Origin of the sequence: Palleniella intestinalis (assembly GCF_013166595.1) — a bacterium.
Lineage (GTDB): Bacteria > Bacteroidota > Bacteroidia > Bacteroidales > Bacteroidaceae > Prevotella > Prevotella intestinalis.
Window position 1 is genome coordinate 346,302 of the sequence record NZ_JABKKG010000004.1, and the last position, 22,277, is coordinate 368,578.

Annotated in this window: 12 protein-coding genes; 3 read left to right on the forward strand and 9 right to left on the reverse strand. The window is 50.0% G+C overall.

Annotated features, from left to right (window positions below; translation table 11 throughout):
- Positions 1-1,021 precede the first annotated feature (1,021 nt).
- From HPS57_RS07910 to pckA, 3 genes are all read right to left on the reverse strand, one after another.
- A complete protein-coding gene (locus tag HPS57_RS07910; RefSeq protein WP_172181884.1) occupies positions 1,022-2,977 on the reverse strand; it encodes a RagB/SusD family nutrient uptake outer membrane protein in 1,956 nt (651 codons plus the stop codon).
- A 24-nt stretch (positions 2,978-3,001) separates the two neighbouring features.
- Entirely contained in the window at positions 3,002-6,160 is a 3,159-nt protein-coding gene (locus HPS57_RS07915; protein WP_172181886.1) for a SusC/RagA family TonB-linked outer membrane protein, read from the reverse strand.
- Positions 6,161-6,535: 375 nt separating this feature from the next.
- Entirely contained in the window at positions 6,536-8,137 is a 1,602-nt protein-coding gene (gene pckA / locus HPS57_RS07920; protein WP_172181888.1) for a phosphoenolpyruvate carboxykinase (ATP), read from the reverse strand.
- Between the two features lie 227 nt (positions 8,138-8,364).
- Here pckA and upp point away from each other — a divergent pair, with 227 nt between their 5' ends.
- Positions 8,365-9,024, forward strand: a complete 660-nt coding sequence (gene upp, locus HPS57_RS07925; protein WP_172181890.1) for a uracil phosphoribosyltransferase — start codon at positions 8,365-8,367, stop codon at positions 9,022-9,024.
- A 232-nt stretch (positions 9,025-9,256) separates the two neighbouring features.
- Here the strand turns inward: upp and HPS57_RS07930 are convergent, their stop codons facing one another.
- From HPS57_RS07930 to argS, 6 genes are all read right to left on the reverse strand, one after another.
- The gene (locus tag HPS57_RS07930; RefSeq protein WP_172181892.1) at positions 9,257-10,657 is read right to left on the reverse strand and encodes an MATE family efflux transporter; all 1,401 of its coding nucleotides are present in this window, start codon (positions 10,655-10,657) and stop codon (positions 9,257-9,259) included.
- A gap of 315 nt (positions 10,658-10,972) precedes the next feature.
- On the reverse strand, positions 10,973-12,331 hold the full coding sequence (locus tag HPS57_RS07935; protein WP_172181894.1) for a glycoside hydrolase family 28 protein: 1,359 nt from the start codon (positions 12,329-12,331) through the stop codon (positions 10,973-10,975).
- A complete protein-coding gene (locus HPS57_RS07940; protein WP_172181896.1) occupies positions 12,331-13,335 on the reverse strand; it encodes a 2-oxoacid:ferredoxin oxidoreductase subunit beta in 1,005 nt (334 codons plus the stop codon). The genes HPS57_RS07935 and HPS57_RS07940 overlap by 1 nt, the downstream gene beginning before the upstream one ends.
- A gap of 86 nt (positions 13,336-13,421) precedes the next feature.
- Positions 13,422-15,260, reverse strand: a complete 1,839-nt coding sequence (locus tag HPS57_RS07945; RefSeq protein ID WP_172181898.1) for a 2-oxoacid:acceptor oxidoreductase subunit alpha — start codon at positions 15,258-15,260, stop codon at positions 13,422-13,424.
- 120 nt (positions 15,261-15,380) lie between these two features.
- Positions 15,381-15,863, reverse strand: a complete 483-nt coding sequence (locus HPS57_RS07950) for an RNase H family protein (protein WP_172181900.1) — start codon at positions 15,861-15,863, stop codon at positions 15,381-15,383.
- A 154-nt stretch (positions 15,864-16,017) separates the two neighbouring features.
- A complete protein-coding gene (gene argS, locus HPS57_RS07955) occupies positions 16,018-17,802 on the reverse strand; it encodes an arginine--tRNA ligase (RefSeq protein ID WP_172181902.1) in 1,785 nt (594 codons plus the stop codon).
- A 368-nt stretch (positions 17,803-18,170) separates the two neighbouring features.
- On the opposite strand from argS, the gene cysK reads away from it, so the two are divergent.
- Positions 18,171-19,118: a cysteine synthase A gene (gene cysK, locus HPS57_RS07960; RefSeq protein ID WP_172181904.1), complete on the forward strand. Its 948-nt coding sequence runs from the start codon at positions 18,171-18,173 to the stop codon at positions 19,116-19,118.
- Between the two features lie 265 nt (positions 19,119-19,383).
- Positions 19,384-22,221 (forward strand): leucine--tRNA ligase, encoded by a 2,838-nt coding sequence (gene leuS / locus HPS57_RS07965; RefSeq protein WP_172181906.1) that lies wholly within the window; start codon positions 19,384-19,386, stop codon positions 22,219-22,221.
- The last annotated feature ends 56 nt before the right edge of the window (positions 22,222-22,277 follow it).

Below are 22,277 nucleotides of genomic sequence, written 5' to 3' on the forward strand. Positions count from 1 at the left end.
AGGAGAAACTGCCCGGAGTTTTCCGGGTATCAACCTAATTCTTTGCAAAATTAATTTAAATATTCGGAAAACCGCACTTTTCACATCTTTAATTATCGAAATTATATATTATTACCACCTTTTTTAAGGTCTTTTGACTAAACAATGTGGCATTTCGGTGCTGTTTGGCAGTGTTGTTTCCATTGATTATTAATGACTTCATGTTGTTCCTTTGCTGTGCGTGGCGCATTCCTGCCGATTGCATGCTCCGGCGGCCGGGGCAGGCGTGCGGTGCGAGCGCTGCCGCTTTTGGCTGCCGGGCCGCCGTCCGCCGCTGTGGGAGGAATGCGGCGAAATGCTATGTTTGTTTTTTTGCCGTATATACGCATAAAAAAACAACGACCAGCATAATCACTTATACTGGGCGCTGTCAAGACGTGATTGAAATCACAGTCTTACTAATAACATAATCTTTTACCTTAAAAAATCTATCAAACTAACTAACCTAAATGAATGCATTTATCCCAAATGCGATGCAAAGGTATAACTTTTTTCTGATTGTGTGCGTACACAATAAACTGTTTTTTTTATTTTCGGTGGATAAATTGACCAATGTTAAGCAACCCCACTGTGCACGTACACAATAAGGGGTTTGGGTGTATTTTATACAAGAAAAATAGGGCAAATTATGTCTTTTGATTTATGATAGGTGAAATCCGGTAGGAGGGTGGTTGAGGGATGATAAATCAGCATGTTTCAGGCACTCTTGCGAAAGGTAACACTTCACGTTGCAAAAGGTAACACTTGACATGGTGAAAGGTATCACTTTGCATGGTCAAGTGTTACCTTTTGTTTTGCCGGCAATATCGTTACCTTTCATGCAAAGGATTTGCCGTCCTGCTGTTATTGGAAAGGTTGGTTTTGCGGACGGCATTGATATTTAAAAAAATGACTCCACCACTCTCTCCTTTGTAAAAAGAAGATCGTGACGGAGTCTCAACTTATTTATGCAAAAGTTTTGTCTGTAAAAGAAAACAAGAGTTTAGTAACCATTGTTTCCATATTCGTCAGCATTGTCTATCTGGCTGAGGAAATCATAAGAAATAGGACGGAGATAGTGCTTCTTCTCAAAAGACCTTGCCGCACGCGGATTATACTTGGCCAGGCGGGCCTCAAAAGCCTTGTGGCGCTTCAGCAATGCCCAGCGGCTGTACTCTCCGCATAGTTCACGGGCGTATTCGTCAAACACATCCTCTTCGGTAGCTTTTGTCAGCTTCATGTGAGTCTCATAGTCTGCTGCGTTGCGGCAGGCACGCTTGCGCAGGACGTTCAGGTGCTTTGCTGCTGCCACCTCATCGCCAAGCATCTGATTGGCTTCAGCGGCAATCAGATAAACTTCAGCCATGCGCATAATCATTATGTCTCCGCACTTATACTGAAGGTTGCTGCCGTTGAAAGCGCCGTCGAAGTTCCAGTTGTACTTGGTGAAGGCCGGGTACATCTGGTAAAGGTTTGTGCCACCGGCATCGAAACTTGCTTCCTTGTACTTGCCTTCTGCATCGAAAAGGTCGTCGATGTTCACGGTCACGTATGCACGCTTAGCCTTCTCCGCTGCGGTCAGCGGTTCCTTGCTCAGGTAGATGATGAAGCGGTCCTCATCCTCTGCCAACGGGTAAGGATGGCTGTAGACATTCTTGACAGCCTCCAGTTTTGACACATCTCCGGAATGGTCACCCTTTGGCCATACCTTAGCAGGATACTGGTTGCCGGCACCATTTGACGTAGGGATTGCGGTAGCATCAACATAAGGATAGATGAACTTTCCAGCGTGTTCCTGTGCGATTCCGTATTTCTCGCAAATTGCACTTGTCAGTTCAAGTTTCTTGCTGCCATAGGTTATTCCCCATCCTGACTGCTCCATGGAGAATTCTCCGAAAGCTGTCATGAAGGAGTTCTCCCAACGTTTGTCGTACTTGGCGTCAAAACAGTCGATAAGGTATTTTGAAGGAGCAAGAATATTATTGTTCACACGTCCAAGGTAATAGTTGGACTTGTCCTGTGTCTTATACAAGTCATTACACTTGTAAGGATTCGGTGACATAAACGAGAATATGTTAGTCTGCTTGCCCACCTTCATGGAAGCATCGTAAGGGTTGGGACCGGAGGCAACGAAAAGAGCCTCCTTGTTGTTACGGTTGTTTGTTTGTGCCCACACATCTGCAACGTCATCATAAAGTTCCGCCTTGTACTGTGCCGCATTTTTGATAAGATGCTCCGCAACCTCCTTGGCACACTCCCAATAAGGCTTGCCGTTATCCTTCAAGCCCTCACCTGCTCCCTGTGCATAGATACGCGCCAGCAGGCCTAATGCCGTCTTCTTCGTACAGCGCGCATAGTTGTCGTCAACAGGGTCGACAGCAAGATTCTCTGCGGCATATTTCAAATCCTCCACTATCTGTCCGTAGATTTCTTCGATGGTGTTGCGCTGCGGGCGGTTGTTCACTTTGTCCGCTTCTTTAAGGTTGAGCGTAATAGGACCGTAGTGGGTTACAAGCACTGAATAATAGAATCCGCGCAGGCAGCGTGCCTCGGCAACCATCCTCTTTATCTTGTCAGGGTCGCCATCCTGAACCCGGTCTGCACGCTCTATTGCAGCGTTGCAGTTGTTGATCATCGAATAGGCATTGCGGAAGGTCACGTTAGGATACTGCACATTCGGCGCAAGCCCTTCATAATAATATACCTCCTGTGCCCATGTCTTGTTGTTGGCAGTAATCCAAAGGTCTGTACCGCCTTCGGCAAGGCTGAGGTACTCATAGTTGAACAGATAGCCGGAGAGAGCCTGATAGCAATATGACTGCATGCCTTTCCACCCCTCAAAAGTGCTCAGACGCTCGTTGGCATCGAGTGATGTCGGGTTATATTCGTCAAGTGAACAAGCATGCAACGCAGCTGCCATGCAAGTTCCCATTATTATTTTATTAAATGTATTCTTCATTGTGTGATAACTTAAATAATGAAATTAGAATGACAGGTTCACGCCAAACACCAGCTGTCTGGTCAGAGGATACTCCAGCGCACCGTTCATCTCAGGGTCGTAGTCCTTGATGAGATGGCTCTTTGCCACAACCAGCGGATTGGTAATAGTGCCATAGAAGCGGCATTTCTCTATACCTGCTTTCTTGACAAGATTCTTTGGCAGGGTATAGCCAAGAGTGATGTTCTTAATCTTGAAGAAAGAACCGTCGACATAGGACAGAGCCGCACTGCCGACATAGTTGGTCAGGTTGCGTCCCGCATAGATTGCAGGGAAGTCGTTGGAAGGGTTGTCGACTGTCCAGTAGTTGAAATACTCAGGGAAGTTGCGCACGCCGCTCGGATCATAGCGCCCCAACATCGAGTAGTTGATCATCTGTCCCCAACGCATATACATGAATATGCTCAGGTCGAAGTTCTTATAGGTAATCTGGTTCTGGAAGCCCAACGTCCAGTCAGGAGAGTTGTGCCCAAGCACCTGATAATCCTTGTTGCTGACAGTGTAGCGGTTGTCCTTGTCATAATACACACGTTCACCGTCCTCGCCAATCTTGAAGTAGCGCCCCTCGCTCTCGCGTTCCATGCCCGGCACATTGATTTTCAAGTCGCCCGGCTTTGCTCCGAACACAGCAGCGTCAGCCTCTTCGCCCAACTGCCATACACCATCGAGCTTGTAGTGGTAGAAAGAGTTTACAGGATGGTTCTTGGAAAGTGTATAGCCGGTGCTTCCGTTCTGTATGTTGTCGGAAGTTCCGTCGATAAGGGAGACAATCTTCTCCTTGTTGTATGTGAACGTCACAGTTGAGCTCCATTGGAAATCCTTTTTCACTATGTTGCGTGTGTTCAATGTCATTTCCATACCTGTGTTCTTTGTCTCACAAATGTTCTGGTTCATGTAATAGTACTCGGTGGCACTGAATCCGCCATTGGTGATAGGCAGATTGCGTGACCAGATGACACCATCGGTCTTTGTGATATAGAAATCACCCGTGAAGTTGATTCGTCCTCTCAGGAAAGATGCGTCTACACCGATATTTGTATTGTAGGATTTCTCCCAGGTCAAATCAGGGTTGGTATAGTTCTTCGAGAATGTGTAAGCATTGATAAGGCTGCCACCCAAAGCCATTCCCTTAAAGTCAAGGCTTGAGATTGAGGTGTAAGGGCTTATGGAAGCTGTGCCTGTCACACCGTAGCCGACGCGCAGCTTGAGGTTGTCCAGCCAACCCTGTGCTGACTCCATGAACTTCTCATCACTGATACGCCAACCCAAAGAGAATGCAGGGAACGTGTCCCAGCGGTTGCCGTCCATAAGGCGGGAAGAGCCGTCATGGCGCACGGAAGCCGAGAACAGATACTTGCCCATGTAAGAATAGTTGACACGGCCTACAAAACCCAAAGCCTTGGACATCGTATACTCTGAAGAGTTTGTGGAGAATTGGGAGCCGGCATCCATGTTATGCCACAGGAACTTGTTGCTCTCTATGTTTGTCTGCTTCATGTAAGAGTAGTCGTATTGGTTGTCCTCCCACGACACAACACCGGTCAGAGTGATGTCATGCTTGTCCCGGATGTTGAAATTATATGTGAGGATGTTCTCCCATTTGTAATTAAGGTTTCGCTTGTTTGTGATTGTAGCATACACATTATCGTTTGTGCCTACGGAAGAAGAACCGCTCTGGTAATAGTACTGGTATGAGCCTTCACCTTGGAAATAGTTGTTGCGCATGTACTCCAAAGAGACACCCATACGGGAAATCAGTGAAAGCCCCTTCATAGGATTCACCTCGATGTACGGATTGAAATATACCTTGAAGTTTTGGTCCTGATTCTTGTATGTGCCACCCTCAGAGTTCAGCAGCAGGTTGGTGAACGTGCTGCCATGGCATGGGTTGACAATCAGCTTGCCGTTCTCGTCACGGAGCTTGCCCAAAGGCTCTCCGGCCATGGCTGTCTCCAGCTTTGCGAAAGCTTTGTTGCGGTGCACATAGGACCCTTGGAGGTTTGCGCCTATTTTCAACCAGTTCTTTACCTTATGGTCAATGCGCATGTTCGTGGAGTAGACTTTGTAGTTGTCATTCTTGTACTGACCGTTCTCGTCCGAGAAGTTCATGGACAAGTAGCCCTTTGTCTTCTCTGTGCCGCCGGATACGGACAAGGAATAGTTCTGTGTGTAACCGTTCTGCATAAGTTCATCCACCCAATCGATGTATTCACCGTTGAGATGTGACCGGTAGGCATCTTCCGATGGGAACACTTTTCGGTCATCAGCCTCCGATGTCCAGTTACCTGTAGCCTTGTTAGCCTCACGCAGTCCCTGAAGGTAGGATTCTCCGCTGCGCATCTTCGGAGTCTTTGACCATCCGTTGAATCCTGCGAAGGCGTTGAAATTCACATTCAGCTTTCCTTCCTTGCCGCTCTTTGTGGTGATGATGACAACACCATTGGCACCGCTGGCACCATAGACAGCCGTAGAGGATGCGTCTTTCAATATTTCAATAGATGCAATGTCGTTCGGGTTGAGAGTGGAGTAATCGCCCGGCATGCCATCGATGATGAAAGTCGGATTGCCATCCGCAGAGAATGAACGTGTGCCACGCAGCTGCATAGTCACGCCCTCACCCGGCTGGCCGGAAGCACGAGTGATGTCCAGACCTGCCACCTTGCCCTGCAATGCTTCCATAGGGTTGCTTCCCGGATTCTTTGTGATTTCCTCACTCTTGACCGATACGATTGCACCGGTAAGGTCACGCTTTTTCTGCGTACCGTAACCGATGACCACAACCTCGTCCATCACCTTGGAGTCGGAAGCCATTTGGACCTTCATTCCGTTAGATGCCTTTACCGTCTGGGTTGTATATCCCACATAGGAGAACTCCAAAACCGCTCCCTTGGGAGCATTCAGTGAGAAATTGCCGTCGATGTCGGTAATGGTGGCTGCCTGCGAGTTCTTCACCTTGATAGTGACGCCTATCATAGGCTCCCCCGTTTCGTCAACAACAGTTCCCGTGATAGCATTCTGCCGGGTTTGCACAAATGTGTGTGTTCTTGTATCGGCAAAGACCGATACCGGATTCACAGTTGCTGCAAAGCCAGCCAACAACATCGCCGTCATGGCTCTGTTGACCAAAGCTTTGTTTTTTTGCATGATTTTAAGTTAGTTGTTTGATAGATTTATTTACATTTGTCTGTTAGGACGGTGCAAAAGTAATACATTTGAAATGTATTTTAATTAATCAGGAATCCTATTTAACACATTTTACCCCCCCCTGTTAGTTTTAGGTTTTCTTAACATATTGTATAGCCCTTTCTCTCTAAATGGTGCAAAAATGCTTTTTCTAATTTGGTGTGATATTTTCTAATGGATTTATTTGATGGGGATATAAAAACAAAACAGTCCGGCTTCCATGCGGAAGTCGGACTGAGATTATAGGGTAAGGTGGCAATAGTCTTGTTCACCTTTCCCCTCTTGCGTGCAGGGCTGAATCCTTGTTGTAGGACATCCTGTCCGCAGATGTGCTGTTTAGAGCTGTGGGCCGGCAGCGACAAGAGCCTTGCCTGCCTCGTTTGTTGTGTACTTCGCGAAGTTCTTGATGAAGCGTCCAGCGAGGTCCTTAGCCTTCTCTTCCCACTCAGCTGCGTCAGCGTATGTGTCGCGTGGGTCAAGGATTGCAGGGTTAACGTTAGGAAGCGCTGTTGGAACCTCGAAGTCGAACATAGGAATCTTCTTAGTCTCAGCCTCGAGGATAGAGCCGTCGAGGATAGCGTCGATGATACCACGTGTGTCAGGAATAGAGATACGCTTGCCTGTACCGTTCCAGCCAGTGTTTACGAGGTATGCCTTAGCGCCTGACTTCTGCATCTTCTTCACGAGTTCCTCAGCGTACTTTGTTGGGTGGAGCTCAAGGAATGCCTGGCCGAAGCAAGCAGAGAATGTAGGAGTTGGCTCTGTGATGCCACGCTCTGTACCTGCGAGCTTAGCTGTGAATCCTGAGAGGAAGTAGTACTGAGTCTGCTCAGGTGTGAGGATAGATACCGGAGGGAGCACACCGAATGCGTCTGCAGAAAGGAAGATAACGTTCTTGGCTGCAGGTGCAGATGAGCCCGGCTGGATGTTGTTGATGTGGTCGATTGGGTAAGAGACACGTGTGTTCTCTGTCACAGACTTGTCGTTGAAGTCGATTGTGCCGTCCTCAGCAACAGTCACGTTCTCGAGGAGAGCGTTGCGCTTGATAGCACCGTAGATGTCCGGCTCGTTCTCCTTAGAGAGGTTGATGACCTTTGCATAGCAGCCACCCTCGAAGTTGAAGACGCCGTTGTCGTCCCATCCGTGCTCGTCATCACCGATAAGGCGACGCTTAGGGTCTGTAGAAAGAGTAGTCTTGCCTGTGCCGGAGAGACCGAAGAAGATAGCTGTGTTCTCACCGTTCATGTCGCAGTTAGCAGAGCAGTGCATAGAAGCGATGCCCTTGAGTGGGAGGAAGTAGTTCATCATTGAGAACATGCCCTTCTTCATCTCACCGCCGTACCATGTGTTGATGATAACCTGCTCCTTGCTTGTTGTGTTGAATGCCACGCAAGTCTCAGAGTTGAGTCCGAGTTCCTTGTAGTTCTCTACCTTTGCCTTTGATGCGTTGTAGACAACGAAGTCAGGTGTGAACTCAGCAAGCTCCTCAGCTGTAGGCTTGATGAACATGTTTGTTACGAAGTGTGCCTGCCATGCAACCTCAACGATGAAGCGCACTGCCATGCGTGTGTCCTTGTTGGCACCGCAGAATGCGTCAACTACATAGAGGTTCTTGTCGCAGAGCTCCTTCTTGGCGATTTCCTTGACCTGAGCCCATACTTCCTCAGACATTGGGTGGTTGTCGTTCTTGTACTCCTCTGTTGTCCACCATACTGTGTCCTTGGAATTCTCGTCCATGACGATGTACTTGTCCTTAGGTGAACGACCGGTGTAGATACCTGTCATGACGTTCACTGCGCCAAGCTCTGTGTCCTTACCTACCTCGTAACCTTCGAGACCTGCCTTTGTCTCTTCCTCGAACAACTGCTCGTAGGAAGGGTTGTGGGCAATCACTGTTGAGCCGGTGATGCCGTACTGAGTCAAATCCAAATTTGCCATTGTTGTGTAATAATTTATTGGTTTGTAAAACTTTAACTTGTTTTTCCTGTTCACACGTATAGTCTACCATGCACTCCGTTGAAGGGCGTGGCAGAACGTGTCTATTTGAATGCAAAATTACGAAAAACTTGGAAATTATACAATACTTGGACTTTATTTTAAAATTATTTTGCTAACTTTGCATTCAAACCTTTTGATTAGCTAACATAAGTCAACAATATAAAGAAATGAAAGTAGTGGATTTCAGCAAGCAGAGGACTGTCATCAACAAATATGTCAGTGAACTGCGTGATGTGAACGTTCAGAAGGACCGTCTGCGCTTCCGTCAGAATGTGGTGCGTATAGGTCATGCCATGGCTTACGAGGTAAGCAAGTCGTTGGAGTATAAGGACATCACGGTGCAGACTCCTTTGGCGGAGGCTGTGGCGAGTGTCCCTGCCGAGGAAATTGTCATCGGAACGGTGTTCCGTGCCGGTCTTCCTTTGCATCAAGGCTTCCTTGATGTCTTTGACGAAGCCGGCAACGCCTTTGTCTCTGCCTACCGTTACTACAAGGACAAGGAGGGGACGGATGTGGGCATAAAGATAGAGTACATCGCCACTCCTGACCTTGAGGGCAAGACACTGATACTTGTCGACCCGATGCTTGCCACGGGCGGTTCGATGGAGCTTGCCTATGAGGCTTTCTGCACAAAGGGTACTCCGAAGAAGCTCATCATGGCGTGCGTGATTGCTGCCAAGGGTGGCGTGGATTATCTAAAGAAGTTCTTCCCGTCAAACGATGTCGCACTGTATTGCGGTGCTATCGACCCGGAGCTGAATAGCCATAAGTACATCGTGCCGGGCTTGGGTGATGCCGGTGACTTGATGTATGGTGACAAGCTGTAAGGTGTTTGTTTTCGCATTGATAAGTTAGTCACCAACATCAAGCGGCATCATTTGCCAATCGTTATAGCGGGACAGGTAATGCAAATTAATTTTGGTGGCTGAATTTATATATTAGTCCCACATAAATGAAACGTATATTATGTTTGTTTCATTTATGTGGGACTAATCTTGTTGGTTTGATGTTTTCTTTCTTTGGGAGACAGTAAGTTGTTGATTATAATGATAGTATGCCTTATGTCGTAAATGCCTTTCCCTGCCACCGCTTGCTGTGCCAGCGGCGCATGAGGGTTATGCCGCGGAGGTTCTCGTCGAGGGCGAAAGCCACCCAGAAACCGAGGAGTCCGAAGCCCAGAGGCATGCCTATCACCCATGCCAGTCCCACAGCGACAGTCCATTGGAAGATTACTCCCACAATGACAGGATAGACTACGTCGCCGGCAGCGCGGAGCGTGCCGCAGGCAAAGATGTTCTTCACACGGCCTACGCTGAGGAACCAGTCTATTATAAATATGTAGGTGCCGGTCTCGATTATCCACGGATTGTCGGTCAGTGCCTCAAGGATGAATCTGCCACCTATGGCGAGCAGTGCCGCCACGATGAGCGTCAGGCGCATGGCGAAGCGTTCGATGTAGTTGCCGAGGATGTATGCCGCACGGTAGCGCAGCTGTCCCACGTACTGTCCGACGAGGATGTCACCGCCCTGCACGATGCTCTGGCTGAGGAGTATGACAAATGTGATGACGGTCGAGCAGTAGATTTTTGTCGTCAGAGCCTCCGTGCTCAGTTTGTTTATGAAATAGGTGATGACTATCTGCGAGAGAGCATAGGACAGTTCCTCGCTCATGGCAGGTATGCCCACCTTGAAGAGATTCTTCATCTCATCCCAAGGGAACGGGCGGAAATTGTTCTTCACGACAATTGTCTGCCGGCGTATGCTGTACATCGGATGCAGGGCTATGCGCAGCGGATTGGTGAACACCTTCCGCTTGCCGGGCCATAGAGAAGGCAGTGTGCAGAGGAGGATGAGCGTCGCCACGATGCGGCTGACAGCCGTTGCCCATGCCGCTCCCTCCACTCCCATGGCAGGGCATCCCCAGTTGCCGAAGATGAGGGCGTAGTTGCCGCCTATGTTGAGGATGTTCACGGCAACGGTGGCGAGCATAGGATAAAGCGGGCGTCCCGTGGAGCGCAGTGCTCCGCTGATGGTCAGTGAGATGGCTTGGAAGAATGACAGTGAGCCGGTTATCTTGAGGTAAAGCACACCGTCAGCCATAAGGTTCTCACGTAGTCCGAAGGCGATGAGTATTGGTTCTGCCCACAGCCACAGCACGGCACTGGTGAGAAGGGCGAGGAGAGTGTTCACGCCGAGGGCTATCCCCACAATCTGCACGAACCGTGTCTTCATCCCTGCGCCGAAATACTGTGCACAGAGGATAGCTGCTCCCATTGCCACGAAGTTGTAGACGAGGAACACGAGTGACACAAGTTGGTTGTCAAGTCCTACCGCCGCCACGGCGTCATCGCTGTACTGTGAGAGCATGACGGTGTCGACCGCACCGAGCAGCAGCACCAGTGCGATGTCTATGAATATGGGCATGGTGAGCCTTGTCAGCTCTTTCTTTACGGAAATCATGATGTATGTGTTATTCTGAAATTAATCTTTTTCCTTGTTTCTGTTGCTCGTCATTGTGTTGGTGTTCGGCATAAACTGTTATGGTTTATACGGCATACCCCCATTGATACCCCTATAGAATTTGGAATCGCTTGCGAAATGTTGTATCTTTGCACAAAGACAGGCTGCGGCTCAGCAATCAAAGTGAGCTTTATTGCATCCGTCTTGCACTGTCTTTGTAAAGTAATCAAACCAAAGAATTCATCGGGTATTGGTTACAGCGTTCTTTGACATGTTTGCCATTACTTGCGTTTTTGCCTGACACCAATTTATATATTACTTGCCTGCACCTGCCTGTGACGGTGTTCCGGCATACCCTCCTATGTGCACATTCTGCATAAGTACCGGCTCACAGTTGTCAAAACTGACGGCATTCTTGGCTTCTCCCACTTCGATGTTTCGCAGTGAGACACCCGTTACAGGCTTCCTCTCTGTGCCCTGCACCACGAGTGCCGCCGCAGTCGCACGGTTGCAGGTGAGACCGTCGATGCTGATGTTGTCGATTTCAGACGGATATGCCGAGTCCTTTCCCTCGCCGGCATACTGTGTGGTAATGAAGAAAAGGTCCTCCACCGTGTCAAACTTGCAGTTACGTACATAGAGGTTGCGCACGTATCCGCCACGGTCAGGATTGGTCTTGATGTAGATTCCGCGCTTGCAGTAGCCTGCATAGTCGCAGTCTTCGACAAAGACATTCCGCACGCCGGCAGACATTTCCGAGCCGAGGACTACGGCATGCAGCCCCTTGAAATGGCAGTTGCGGATGATGATGTTCTCCGACGGCGTGGCAGCGTTCGCCCATCCGTCGTTGTCGCGTCCAGCCTTGATTGCCACATTGTCGTCGCCGTTGTTGAAATGTATGTCCTCGATGAGCAGGTTTCGAGTGTATTCCGGGTCTATTCCGTCATTGTTCACGAGTTTTGCATCGTAGCGTATGCCGCGGCAGATGATGTTTTCGGAGCGCAGAAGGTGCAGGCACCAGAAAGGAGAGTTGGTGATGAAGATGCCCTCCACGGTGATGTTGCGGCAGTCAAAGAACTGAATCATCGGCGGACGGAGATGGTCGTCCTTAGTGAAACGACGCTCACTGACAGGCACTTCGCGGTGGTTCATGTCGCGTGATTTGTCGCGTCCCTCACGCTGCAGAGGTCTCCATGTGGCGAAAGTGCTCATGGCATAGCCGTCGATAGTGCCTTTTCCCACGATTGCAATGTCGTGCAGACCTTTGCCATAGATGAAAGGCGAGATGTTGTAGAGCATCGTACCCTCCCATGAAGTCAGCACCTGAGGGTACAAAGTCGGGTCAGGATTGAACTTGACGGTAGCTCCCTCCTGCAGTTCCAGTGTCACATTGGACACGAAATTGATAGGTCCGTTGCTCCACCATTCGCCTTTCGGTACGATGATGCGTGCTCCGCCCATCCTCTCCGCCTTGCGCATGGCGCGGTTGAAGTTGCCTTTGAAGTCTTTCAGGTTCAGCACTTTCTGTGTTTTGCCTACGGCTTCCGAGCCTGTGATTACGCTCAGGATAGAGTCGCGCAGCCGTTGTGCCTCCGGCGTATAACGCGACTGTGCCGTTGCCGTCGTGACAACAGCCACGGCAGACAACAGCACAGTGATAAGTTTTCTGTACATTATTTTACTGTCCAAATGTCGTTTGTTTCAAGCAATTCAGCGAAATTGTGGTACTTCTTCGCAGCCTTCACCTCCTCAATCTGTGCTGTTACGGCATCGTCATAAGTAGGAGCCTCGACGTCACGGATGACACCGAGGGCAACAGGGAATCCGTCGCCGTTGCCCATGAGGGCGAGCTTTGTGTGGAGAGTGTTGTCGGCGCAGTGAGCGTCATGTACGAGGACATCATTCTCTGTTATGCCGTTCTCGCCGATTTTCACCACCTTCAGACCGAATCCTTCCTGCATGATGCCGTACTCATGGTTCTCACCGAAGAGCATAGGTTTGCCGTGCTCGAGGTAGATGGCGTTCTTTGCGCGTCCCTCCTTGTTATATACGCTTGCGTGTGTGCCGTCGTTGAAGATGACACAGTTCTGCAGAACCTCCGTCACACTCGTGCCTTTGTGTGCGTTGGCAGCCTTCAGCATCTCCACTGTGTGCGCTCCGTCGGTTGCCACGGTGCGTGCGAAGAAATGGCCGCGTGCACCGAAGCACAGTTCGGCAGGATAGAATGGCTCTTCTACAGTGCCGTAAGGTGATGACTTGGAGACGAAGCCACGTGGCGAAGTAGGTGAGTACTGTCCCTTTGTCAGACCGTAGATGCGGTTGTTGAGGAGTACGATGTTGAGGTTTATGTTACGTCGGTTGGCATGAATGAAGTGGTTGCCGCCGATAGCGAGGCCGTCGCCATCGCCGGAAATCTGCCATACAGTGAGGTCAGGGTTTGCCACTTTGCATCCTGTGGCGATAGCCGCGGCGCGTCCGTGGATGGTGTTCATGCCGTAGGTTGCCATGTAGTGAGGCAGGCGGGAGGAACATCCGATACCGGAGATTACGGCAGTGTTCCATGGCTCTGTGCCTATTTCCGCCATGGCTTTGTGAAGAGATGCGAGGAAGAAGTGGTCGCCGCATCCCGGACACCAGCGTGGTTGTCCTTTCTTATATTCTGTAGCTGTGAATGCCATAGTTATTCTTTTGTTTTTGTTTTTCTGTGTTCTGTAAACCGTTTCGTCTTTCTTTCAGTTTTGCAGTCTGTTTCCTGACTATGTAATCAAAGTTTCTCGAAAGCCTCTACCAGTTCGTTTACGATAAAAGGCTGTCCCTTGACCCGGTTGTACTGTGCAGGAACGAAGCCGTCAACCTTCATGCGGAGGTAGCCTGCAAGTTGTCCCATGTTCTGCTCTGCGACAACCACCTTAGGGTATTTCATGAGCACTTCGGCAGTGTTCTTTGGCAGAGGGTTGATGTATCTGAACTGAGCCATTGCCACCTTCTTGCCCTTTGCGCGCATCTCGTCCATTGCCGCATGCAGATGACCGTAAGTTGAGCCGAAGCCGACGATGAGGAGCTCTGCGTCCTCTGTGTCACCAATCACCTCGAGGTCAGGCACATTGATGTTGTCAATCTTAGCCTGGCGCTTGAGAGTCATGAGGTGGTGGTTCTCTGGGTCTGTGGAGATTGCGCCCGTCTTGTCGTCCTTCTCCAGTCCGCCGAGGATGTGTGTGAAGCCCTCGCGTCCCGGTACAGCCCAGTAGCGTGTGCCGTTCTCGGCACGCATGTACGGAGTCCATTCGCCCTTCAGTTCTTCAGGAACGTAAGGAGGGTTGATGCTTTCCATGGCGTTCAGGTCAGGCAGCTTGAAAGCTCCTGAGCCATTGGCGATGTATGCGTCGGTGAGGAGGATGACAGGAGTCATGTGCTCCAATGCCATTTTTGCCGCGTCGTAAGCAGCATAGAAGCAGTCTGTCGGTGATGTTGCCGCGATGACAGGCATAGGAGATTCGCCGTTGCGTCCGAAGAGAGCCTGCAGGAGGTCGGTCTGCTCGGACTTTGTAGGCAGTCCTGTTGCCGGTCCGCCACGCTGAACGTCAAGGACAACGAGTGGCAGCTCCATTGTCACGGCGAGGTTCATAGCCTCAGACTTAAGGCAAAGTCCCGGACCGGAGGTTGAGGTCACGGCGAGTGCTCCTGCGAATGATGCTCCTATCGCTGACGCGCAGCCTGCAATCTCGTCCTCACACTGTACTGTTGTGACGCCGAGTGACTTGTGCTTTGCAAGTTCGTGGAGCACATCTGTTGCCGGAGTGATAGGGTAGGAGCCGAGATACAGTTTCAGTCCCGCCTTCTCAGCTGCCGCAATGAATCCGTAGGCAGTGGCTTTGTTGCCTGTGATGTCCATGTATCGTCCCGGCACTTTCTCCTTTGTCTCTATGCGGTAGACGTTTGTCGCGTTGGAATGAGTGTTGTGTCCGTAGTCGTATCCTGCCTGAATGACCTTGATGTTTGCTTCTGCGATGGCAGGTTTCTTGGCGAATTTCTCCCTCAGGAAATTGGCAACGAGGTCGAGGTCACGGCTAAAGAGCCAGCAGACAAGTCCGAGTGCGAACATGTTGCGGCACTTAAGCATAGCCTTGTTGTCCATTCCGGACTCGGCAAGGCAGTCCTTTACCATTGTTGTTATAGGGCAGGCGATGACGCGGTCAGGGTCTATGCCCATCTCGCCGAGATAGTCTTCTGTCAGGAACTGTGCCTTGTCAAGATCTTTTTTGCCGAAGGAGTCAGTGTCGATGACTATTGTCGCCTGTGGCTTGGAGTACTTGTACTGCGTTTTCAGTGCAGCGGCGTTCATTGCCACGAGTACGTCGCAAAGGTCGCCCGGTGTGTAAACCTCTCCCTCACCGATATGCACTTGGAAACCGGAGACACCCGTCAGTGAGCCTTGCGGTGCGCGGATGTCAGCAGGATAGTCAGGGAATGTGGAAATGCCGTTGCCTACGGTTGCAGAAACCGTAGAGAAGATGTTGCCGGCAAGCTGCATGCCGTCGCCCGAGTCGCCCGAGAATCGTACCACGATGTCTGCGACTTCCTTTATCTCCAGTTTGTCTGTCATGATGTTTTGTTTGTATGATGTATTATATATAATAATGTTTGGCATTGGAGAATGCCATGCATTATCTTTTTATGTTATTGCTTTTTTGAGCCGGTGTCACGGCTTTCTTGAATCACTGCATTACTTTTTCGAGCCGCTTTTCCTTCCGAAGTCAGCAGGGATTTCTCCCCATTTCTTGGTGTCCCATTTGAGGATAGGCACGCGGAAGCTGTGTGTCCGCAGCCATAGCTCTGCCCTTTGCACGAGTTCATGAGCCTTTGCTGTCTGCGGAGTGCGTTCAAGTTTTGTCTTGCACTGCATCTTCTTGACCCACAGTTGTGCGTTTACGGAGTCGGAATAGATGACTTTTTCCGTCATCCCCTTCTGCTCCATGAGGGCGAGGGCGTGGACAATGGCAAGGAACTCACCGATGTTGTTCGTGCCTTGCAGTGGCCCGTGGTGGAAGATTCTGGCACCTGTCTGCAGGTCAACGCACTGGTACTCCATCGGTCCCGGATTGCCTGAGCAGCCTGCGTCGACAGCCCATGCATTGGCTTTCACCTCCGGTGGCAGCGGAAGGACAGTGTCGTTTCGCCATGAAGGTGGATTGTAGATTTTGTCCATGTTCAGCGTTTTGCTGTTTAAGCATATCATAAGTAACTATTGTAAATTACTTTGTATTTACGTTATGTTTGTACTAAAACTTGTTCTTTTTAGTATAAACTAATTTCCAACAGTTACATATCGGGAGAGTCATGATGACCCTCCCGATACAGTATTACATGCGTTCAGGCACCTCGATGCCGAGGAGAGCCATGCCGTTCTTGATAGTCTTTGCCACGTTCTGTGCGAGGAGCAGGCGGAACTGCTTCTGCTCGTCGGTGTCAGCATTGAGGATGCTGTAGTCGTGGTAGAACTGGTTGAACTGCTTTGTCAGTTCGTAGCAGTAGCTTGCTATGCCGGAAGGAGAATAGTCTGTTCCTGCCTGAGCAACCACAGCGGCATAGTCGTTGATTTTCTGTATGAGGTCAACCTCCTTCTGTGCCAATGCAATGTCGGTGCATTTAGCCTCGATGCCCTGCTCGGCAGCCTTGCGGAGGATAGAGCGGATACGTGCATAGGTGTACTGGATGAAAGGACCTGTGTTGCCGTTGAAGTCGATTGACTCCTCAGGGTTGAAGAGCATGTTCTTGCGGGCGTCAACCTTCAGGATGAAATACTTCAAAGCACCGAGACCCACGATGCGTGCAATCTCCTGCTTCTCCTCCTCAGTCATGTCAGCATTCTTGCCAAGTTCGTCACTTGTACGGCGTGCATCCTCAATCATTGCAGCCATAAGTTCGTCGGCATCGACCACAGTTCCCTCACGGGACTTCATCTTTCCGTTAGGCAGCTCAACCATGCCGTAAGAGAAATGCACAAGGTCCTTACCCCATTTGAAGCCGAGTTTGTCAAGGAGCAGTGAGAGAACCTGGAAATGATAGTTCTGCTCGTTGCCAACGACATAAATCATCTTGTCGATAGGGTAGTCCTGATAGCGCAGCTTTGCAGTGCCGATGTCCTGAGTCATGTACACAGATGTGCCGTCGCTTCTGAGCAGAAGCTTCTCGTCCAGACCGTCCTCTGTGAGATTTGCCCATACGGAATTGTCGTCACGGCGGTAGAAGATGCCCTTTGCAAGACCTTCCTCAACCTTCTCCTTGCCTTCGAGATAAGTCTGAGACTCATAGTAAATCTTGTCGAATCCGACACCCATCATCTTGTAGGTCTCGTCGAATCCCGCATAAACCCATTCGTTCATGCGAGCCCAAAGGGCACGAACCTCAGGGTCGTTGTTCTCCCATTTCACAAGCATGTCATGCGCTTCCTTAATCAGCGGTGCTTCCTGCTTCGCCTTTTCCTCATCCATGCCCTGCGCCATGAGTTCCTTCACCTCCTCGCGGTAGTGCTTGTCGAAAGCCACATAGTAGTCGCCGATGAGGTGGTCGCCCTTCTTTCCGCTTGTCTCTGGTGTCTCGCCGTTGCCGTACTTCAGCCAAGCGAGCATTGATTTGCAGATGTGTATGCCACGGTCGTTGACGATGTTTGTCTTCACAACCTTATGTCCGTTGGCCTCCATGATACGGCTCAGTGACCATCCGAGGAGGTTGTTGCGCACATGTCCGAGGTGCAGAGGCTTGTTAGTGTTAGGAGAAGAGTACTCAATCATGACGAGGTCGCTCTCCTCTGTCGCCTTTTTCTCGCCGAAATGCTCATCGGCAGAGATTGCTGCAAGCATCTCTCGCCATGCGTTGTCAGCGACAGAGAGGTTAAGAAAGCCCTTCACTACGTTGTAGGCGGACACGATGCCACTATGCTCAACGAGTTCTTTTCCAATCTCTTCGCCAACCTCCTCCGGCTTTTTCTTTGCGATTTTCACGAAAGGGAACACCACAAGAGTGAGGTTTCCCTCGAATTCCGCGCGTGTCTTCTGCAGTTGCACGCTCTTCTTCTCCGGCTCTATGCCGTACAAAGTCTTGACAGCTTCAATGGCTGCCTGCTGTATTCTTTCTTCTATGTTCATATTCAGTGTAATTTTCTTTTTGCAGGTTCTTTTGGCGGTCACAGGCTGTTGTCTGTGGTACGCCATAGCCTTACATTACATGTAAGTGTGCAAATTTCGTGAAAATTTCTGATATATGCAAAAATTTCAACATTTTTTAGAAAAGTTAGCGTAAAAGCCTGTCAGTCTGTTTTGTATTGTTCGGGACATGGCAATCGGTGCTTTTGCGCTGTCATAATCGGTATTTCTGCGTAAAAACATGATATTTCCTGTCTTTTTGTCAGTGTGTCGTGGGTATTTTGTGTTGGAAATGAATTTGGAATGTAGTAGCAAAGTTTGTATCTTTGCAGGGGAAAACTTTTGTGAATCATTAAAAAAGGCATTTGACTATGACAAAGATTGCAAGACAACTGACGGAGCTTATCGGAAGCACCCCTCTTCTTGAACTTACCAGATTTTCCACGGCGAAAGGGCTTCTCGTGCCACTTGTCGCCAAGATAGAGTATTTCAATCCGGGTGGAAGCGTGAAGGACCGCATCGCCCTCGCCATGATAGAGGATGCGGAGCGTAAAGGATTGCTGAAGCCCGGTGCGACAATCATCGAACCGACAAGTGGGAATACCGGCGTTGGGCTTGCACTTGTTGCAGCAGTGAAAGGTTATAAGCTGATTCTAACCATGCCCGAGACGATGAGCGTTGAGCGCCGCAACCTTGTCAAAGCCTATGGTGCGGAAGTGTGCCTGACAGCAGGAAAGGATGGCATGTCAGGTGCAGTGCGTGCTGCGGAGGAACTTCGTGACAGCATTCCGGGCAGCATTATCCTTCAGCAGTTTGAGAATCCGGCAAATCCGGCGCGCCATTATGCCACTACAGGCCCGGAGATATGGCAGCAGACAGATGGCAAAGTGGACATCTTTGTGGCAGGTGTTGGCACGGGCGGAACCATTTCCGGTGTGGCGAGATACCTGAAAGAGCGTAATCCTTCTGTAAAGATTGTCGCTGTGGAGCCTGCATCCTCACCGATACTTAACGGTGGCCAAAGCGGTCCGCATAAGATTCAGGGAATCGGCGCGAACTTTGTGCCGAAGACTTATGACGCTTCCCTTGTCGATGAAGTGCTTGATGTGGAAAACGATGCCGCAATCCTTGCAGGGCGTGAGGTTGCCGCAATGGAAGGCCTGCTTGTCGGAATATCCTCAGGCGCAGCTCTTTATGCCGCTACGGAGGTTGCCAAGCGTCCGGAGAACAGTGGCAAGAAGATTGTTGTCATGCTGCCGGATACAGGCGAACGCTATCTTTCTACCGAACTGTATGATTTTGAAAACTATCCACTTTAGAATACGTTTGGTATAATGAGATGTGGACTGGCAATACAGCCTGTCAAGGGATAGCCACACACGCATGTCGCAATATATTTGCGCAAAAGGTTGTATTATTGCATATTTTTTTGTACTTTTGCACAGATTATAAAATAAACAAGGTGCATTGCCGTTGTCAGTTTATAACGGGGATGTGCCTTTTCAGGGAATGCCACAAGCGATGGCGCGTGTGCCGTCGGGCGGCTTTCTGTAACCGTAATGCGAAAACAACAAAACAAAAGCAATGGAATATAACTTCAGAGAAATCGAGAAAAAATGGCAGGCGGAATGGGTGAAGAACAACACCTACAAGGTCTGCGAGGATGAGAACAAGAAGAAATTTTATGTGCTCAACATGTTCCCTTACCCTTCGGGAGCGGGACTTCATGTCGGTCATCCGCTGGGATATATCGCCAGTGACATCTATGCACGCTTCAAGCGCCTGCAGGGCTTCAATGTCCTCAACCCTATGGGCTACGACGCTTACGGTCTTCCTGCAGAGCAGTATGCCATACAGACGGGACAGCATCCAGAGAAGACGACTTTCGACAACATCGGCCGCTACCGCGAGCAGCTTGACAAGATAGGCTTCTGCTTTGACTGGAGCCGTGAGATACGCACCTGCACTCCTGACTACTACCATTGGACACAGTGGGCGTTCCGGAAGATGTTTGGCAGCTACTATTGCAACGCTTCCCGGCAGGCACGCCCTATCTCTGAGTTGGAGGCGGCTTTCGCTGCAAAAGGCACAGAGGGACTTGACGCTGCTTGCAGCGAGGAACTGTCGTTCACTGCTGAGGAGTGGAACGCAAAGACTGAGAAGGAGAAGTCAGACATCCTCATGAACTACCGCATAGCCTTTATGGGTGAGACAATGGTCAACTGGTGTGCCGGTCTCGGAACTGTGCTTGCCAACGACGAGGTAGTCGATGGAGTGTCTGTCCGTGGCGGTTTCCCTGTGGAGCAGAAGAAGATGCGCCAATGGTGTCTCCGTGTCTCCGCATACAGCCAAAGGCTGCTTGACGGTCTTGAGACAGTGGAGTGGAGCGAGTCAATCAAGGAGACACAGCGCAACTGGATTGGCAGAAGTGAAGGCACGGAGGTGCAGATAAAGGTTGACGGCACGGAGAATGGTTTCACAATCTTCACCACACGTGCCGACACAATGTTCGGTGTGACATTCTTTGTCCTCGCTCCTGAGAGTGACCTTGTCAGCCTTGTCACCACAGAAGACAAGAAGGCAGAGGTTGAGGAGTACATAAAGTATGTGAAGAGCCGCACAGAGCGTGAGCGCATGATAGACCATACTGTGACAGGTGTATTCTCCGGAGCATACGGAATAAACCCTATCACAGGCGACAAATGTCCGATTTACATCTCAGAATATGTGCTTGCCGGCTATGGCACAGGAGCTATTATGGCAGTGCCTGCCCATGACTCGCGCGACTATGCTTTCGCAAAGCATTTCAATCTGCCTATAATCCCACTTGTCGAAGGTGCGGATGTGAGTGAGGAGTCTTACGATGCGAAGGAAGGAATCGTGATGAATTCGCCAATGCCGGGAAAGACTGCCTTCGAGGGATTCTCACTCAACGGCATGACAATCAAGGAGGCTATCGCTGCCACCAAGAAGTTTGTCTCCGAGCATAACCTCGGCCGCGTGAAGGTGAACTACCGTCTGCGTGACGCAATCTTCTCCCGTCAGAGATATTGGGGCGAGCCGTTCCCTGTGTATTACAAGAACGGTGTGCCGACAATGATACCTGAGGAGTGTCTCCCTATCGAGCTTCCGCAGGTGAAGGACTTCAAGCCTACTGCCACAGGCGAGCCGCCTTTGGGCAATGCGCAGTTGTGGGCGTGGGATGAGGCGAACAAGAAGATTGTCGACAAGGCTCTTGTGGACGAGAAGACAGTGTTCCCTATCGAACTGTACACCATGCCCGGTTTTGCAGGTTCTTCTGCATATTACCTCCGCTATATGGATCCGAAGAACAGCGAGTGCCTTGTCAGCGAGAATGCAGCAAGCTACTGGCAGAATGTAGACCTCTATGTCGGCGGTTCGGAGCATGCCACAGGTCACCTCATCTATTCACGCTTCTGGAACAAGTTCCTCTACGACCTCGGTGTGTCAAAGAAGGAAGAGCCATTCCGTAAACTTGTCAATCAGGGCATGATTCAGGGACGCTCAAACTTTGTTTACCGCATAAAGGACACCAACACTTTTGTGTCTCTTGACAAGAAAGAAGGCTTGGATGTAACACCAATCCATGTGGACGTGAACATTGTTTCCGGCGACATCCTTGATGTTGAAGCGTTCAAGAACTGGCGTCCGGAGTACAATGACGCGGAATTCATTCTTAACGATGAAGGAAAGTATGTCTGCGGATGGGCTGTGGAGAAGATGTCAAAGTCAATGTTCAACGTTGTCAACCCTGACATGATTGTCGAGAAATATGGTGCTGACACACTGCGCCTGTACGAGATGTTCCTCGGTCCTGTCGAGCAGTCAAAGCCATGGGACACCAACGGCATTGACGGATGCCACCGATTCCTGAAGAAGTTCTGGGGACTTTTCTATGACCGCGAGGGCAATTTCATGCCTGACGCTGAGGCAAAGGCTACTGCCGAGCAGGAGAAGTCTCTGCACAAGCTCATAAAGAAAGTGACACAGGACATCGAGCAGTTCTCTTACAACACATCAATCGCAGCATTCATGATTGCTGTCGGCGAACTTTCAAAATGCCGTGACAAGGCTGTCCTGAAGGAACTTGTCATCCTTCTTGCGCCTTTCGCTCCTCATATTGCCGAGGAACTGTGGGCTGCTCTCGGAGAGACAACTACCGTCTGTGACGCACAGTGGCCTGTGTGGGATGAGAAGAAAATGGTGGATTCCGAGATAACAATGCCTGTGCAGTTCTGCGGAAAGACACGCTTCACCATACAGCTCCCTGCGGGAATCTCCAAGGAGGATGCCGAGAAGGCGGCTCTTGCTGATGAGCGCACGGCACGATACACTGACGGCAAGCAGATTGTCAAAATCATCGTTGTGCCGGGAAGAATCATAAACATTGTGGTGAAATAGTTGTCATGATGCGTTAAGGTTGCCATGGTTGGTCATGATTAATCATGATGCATCAT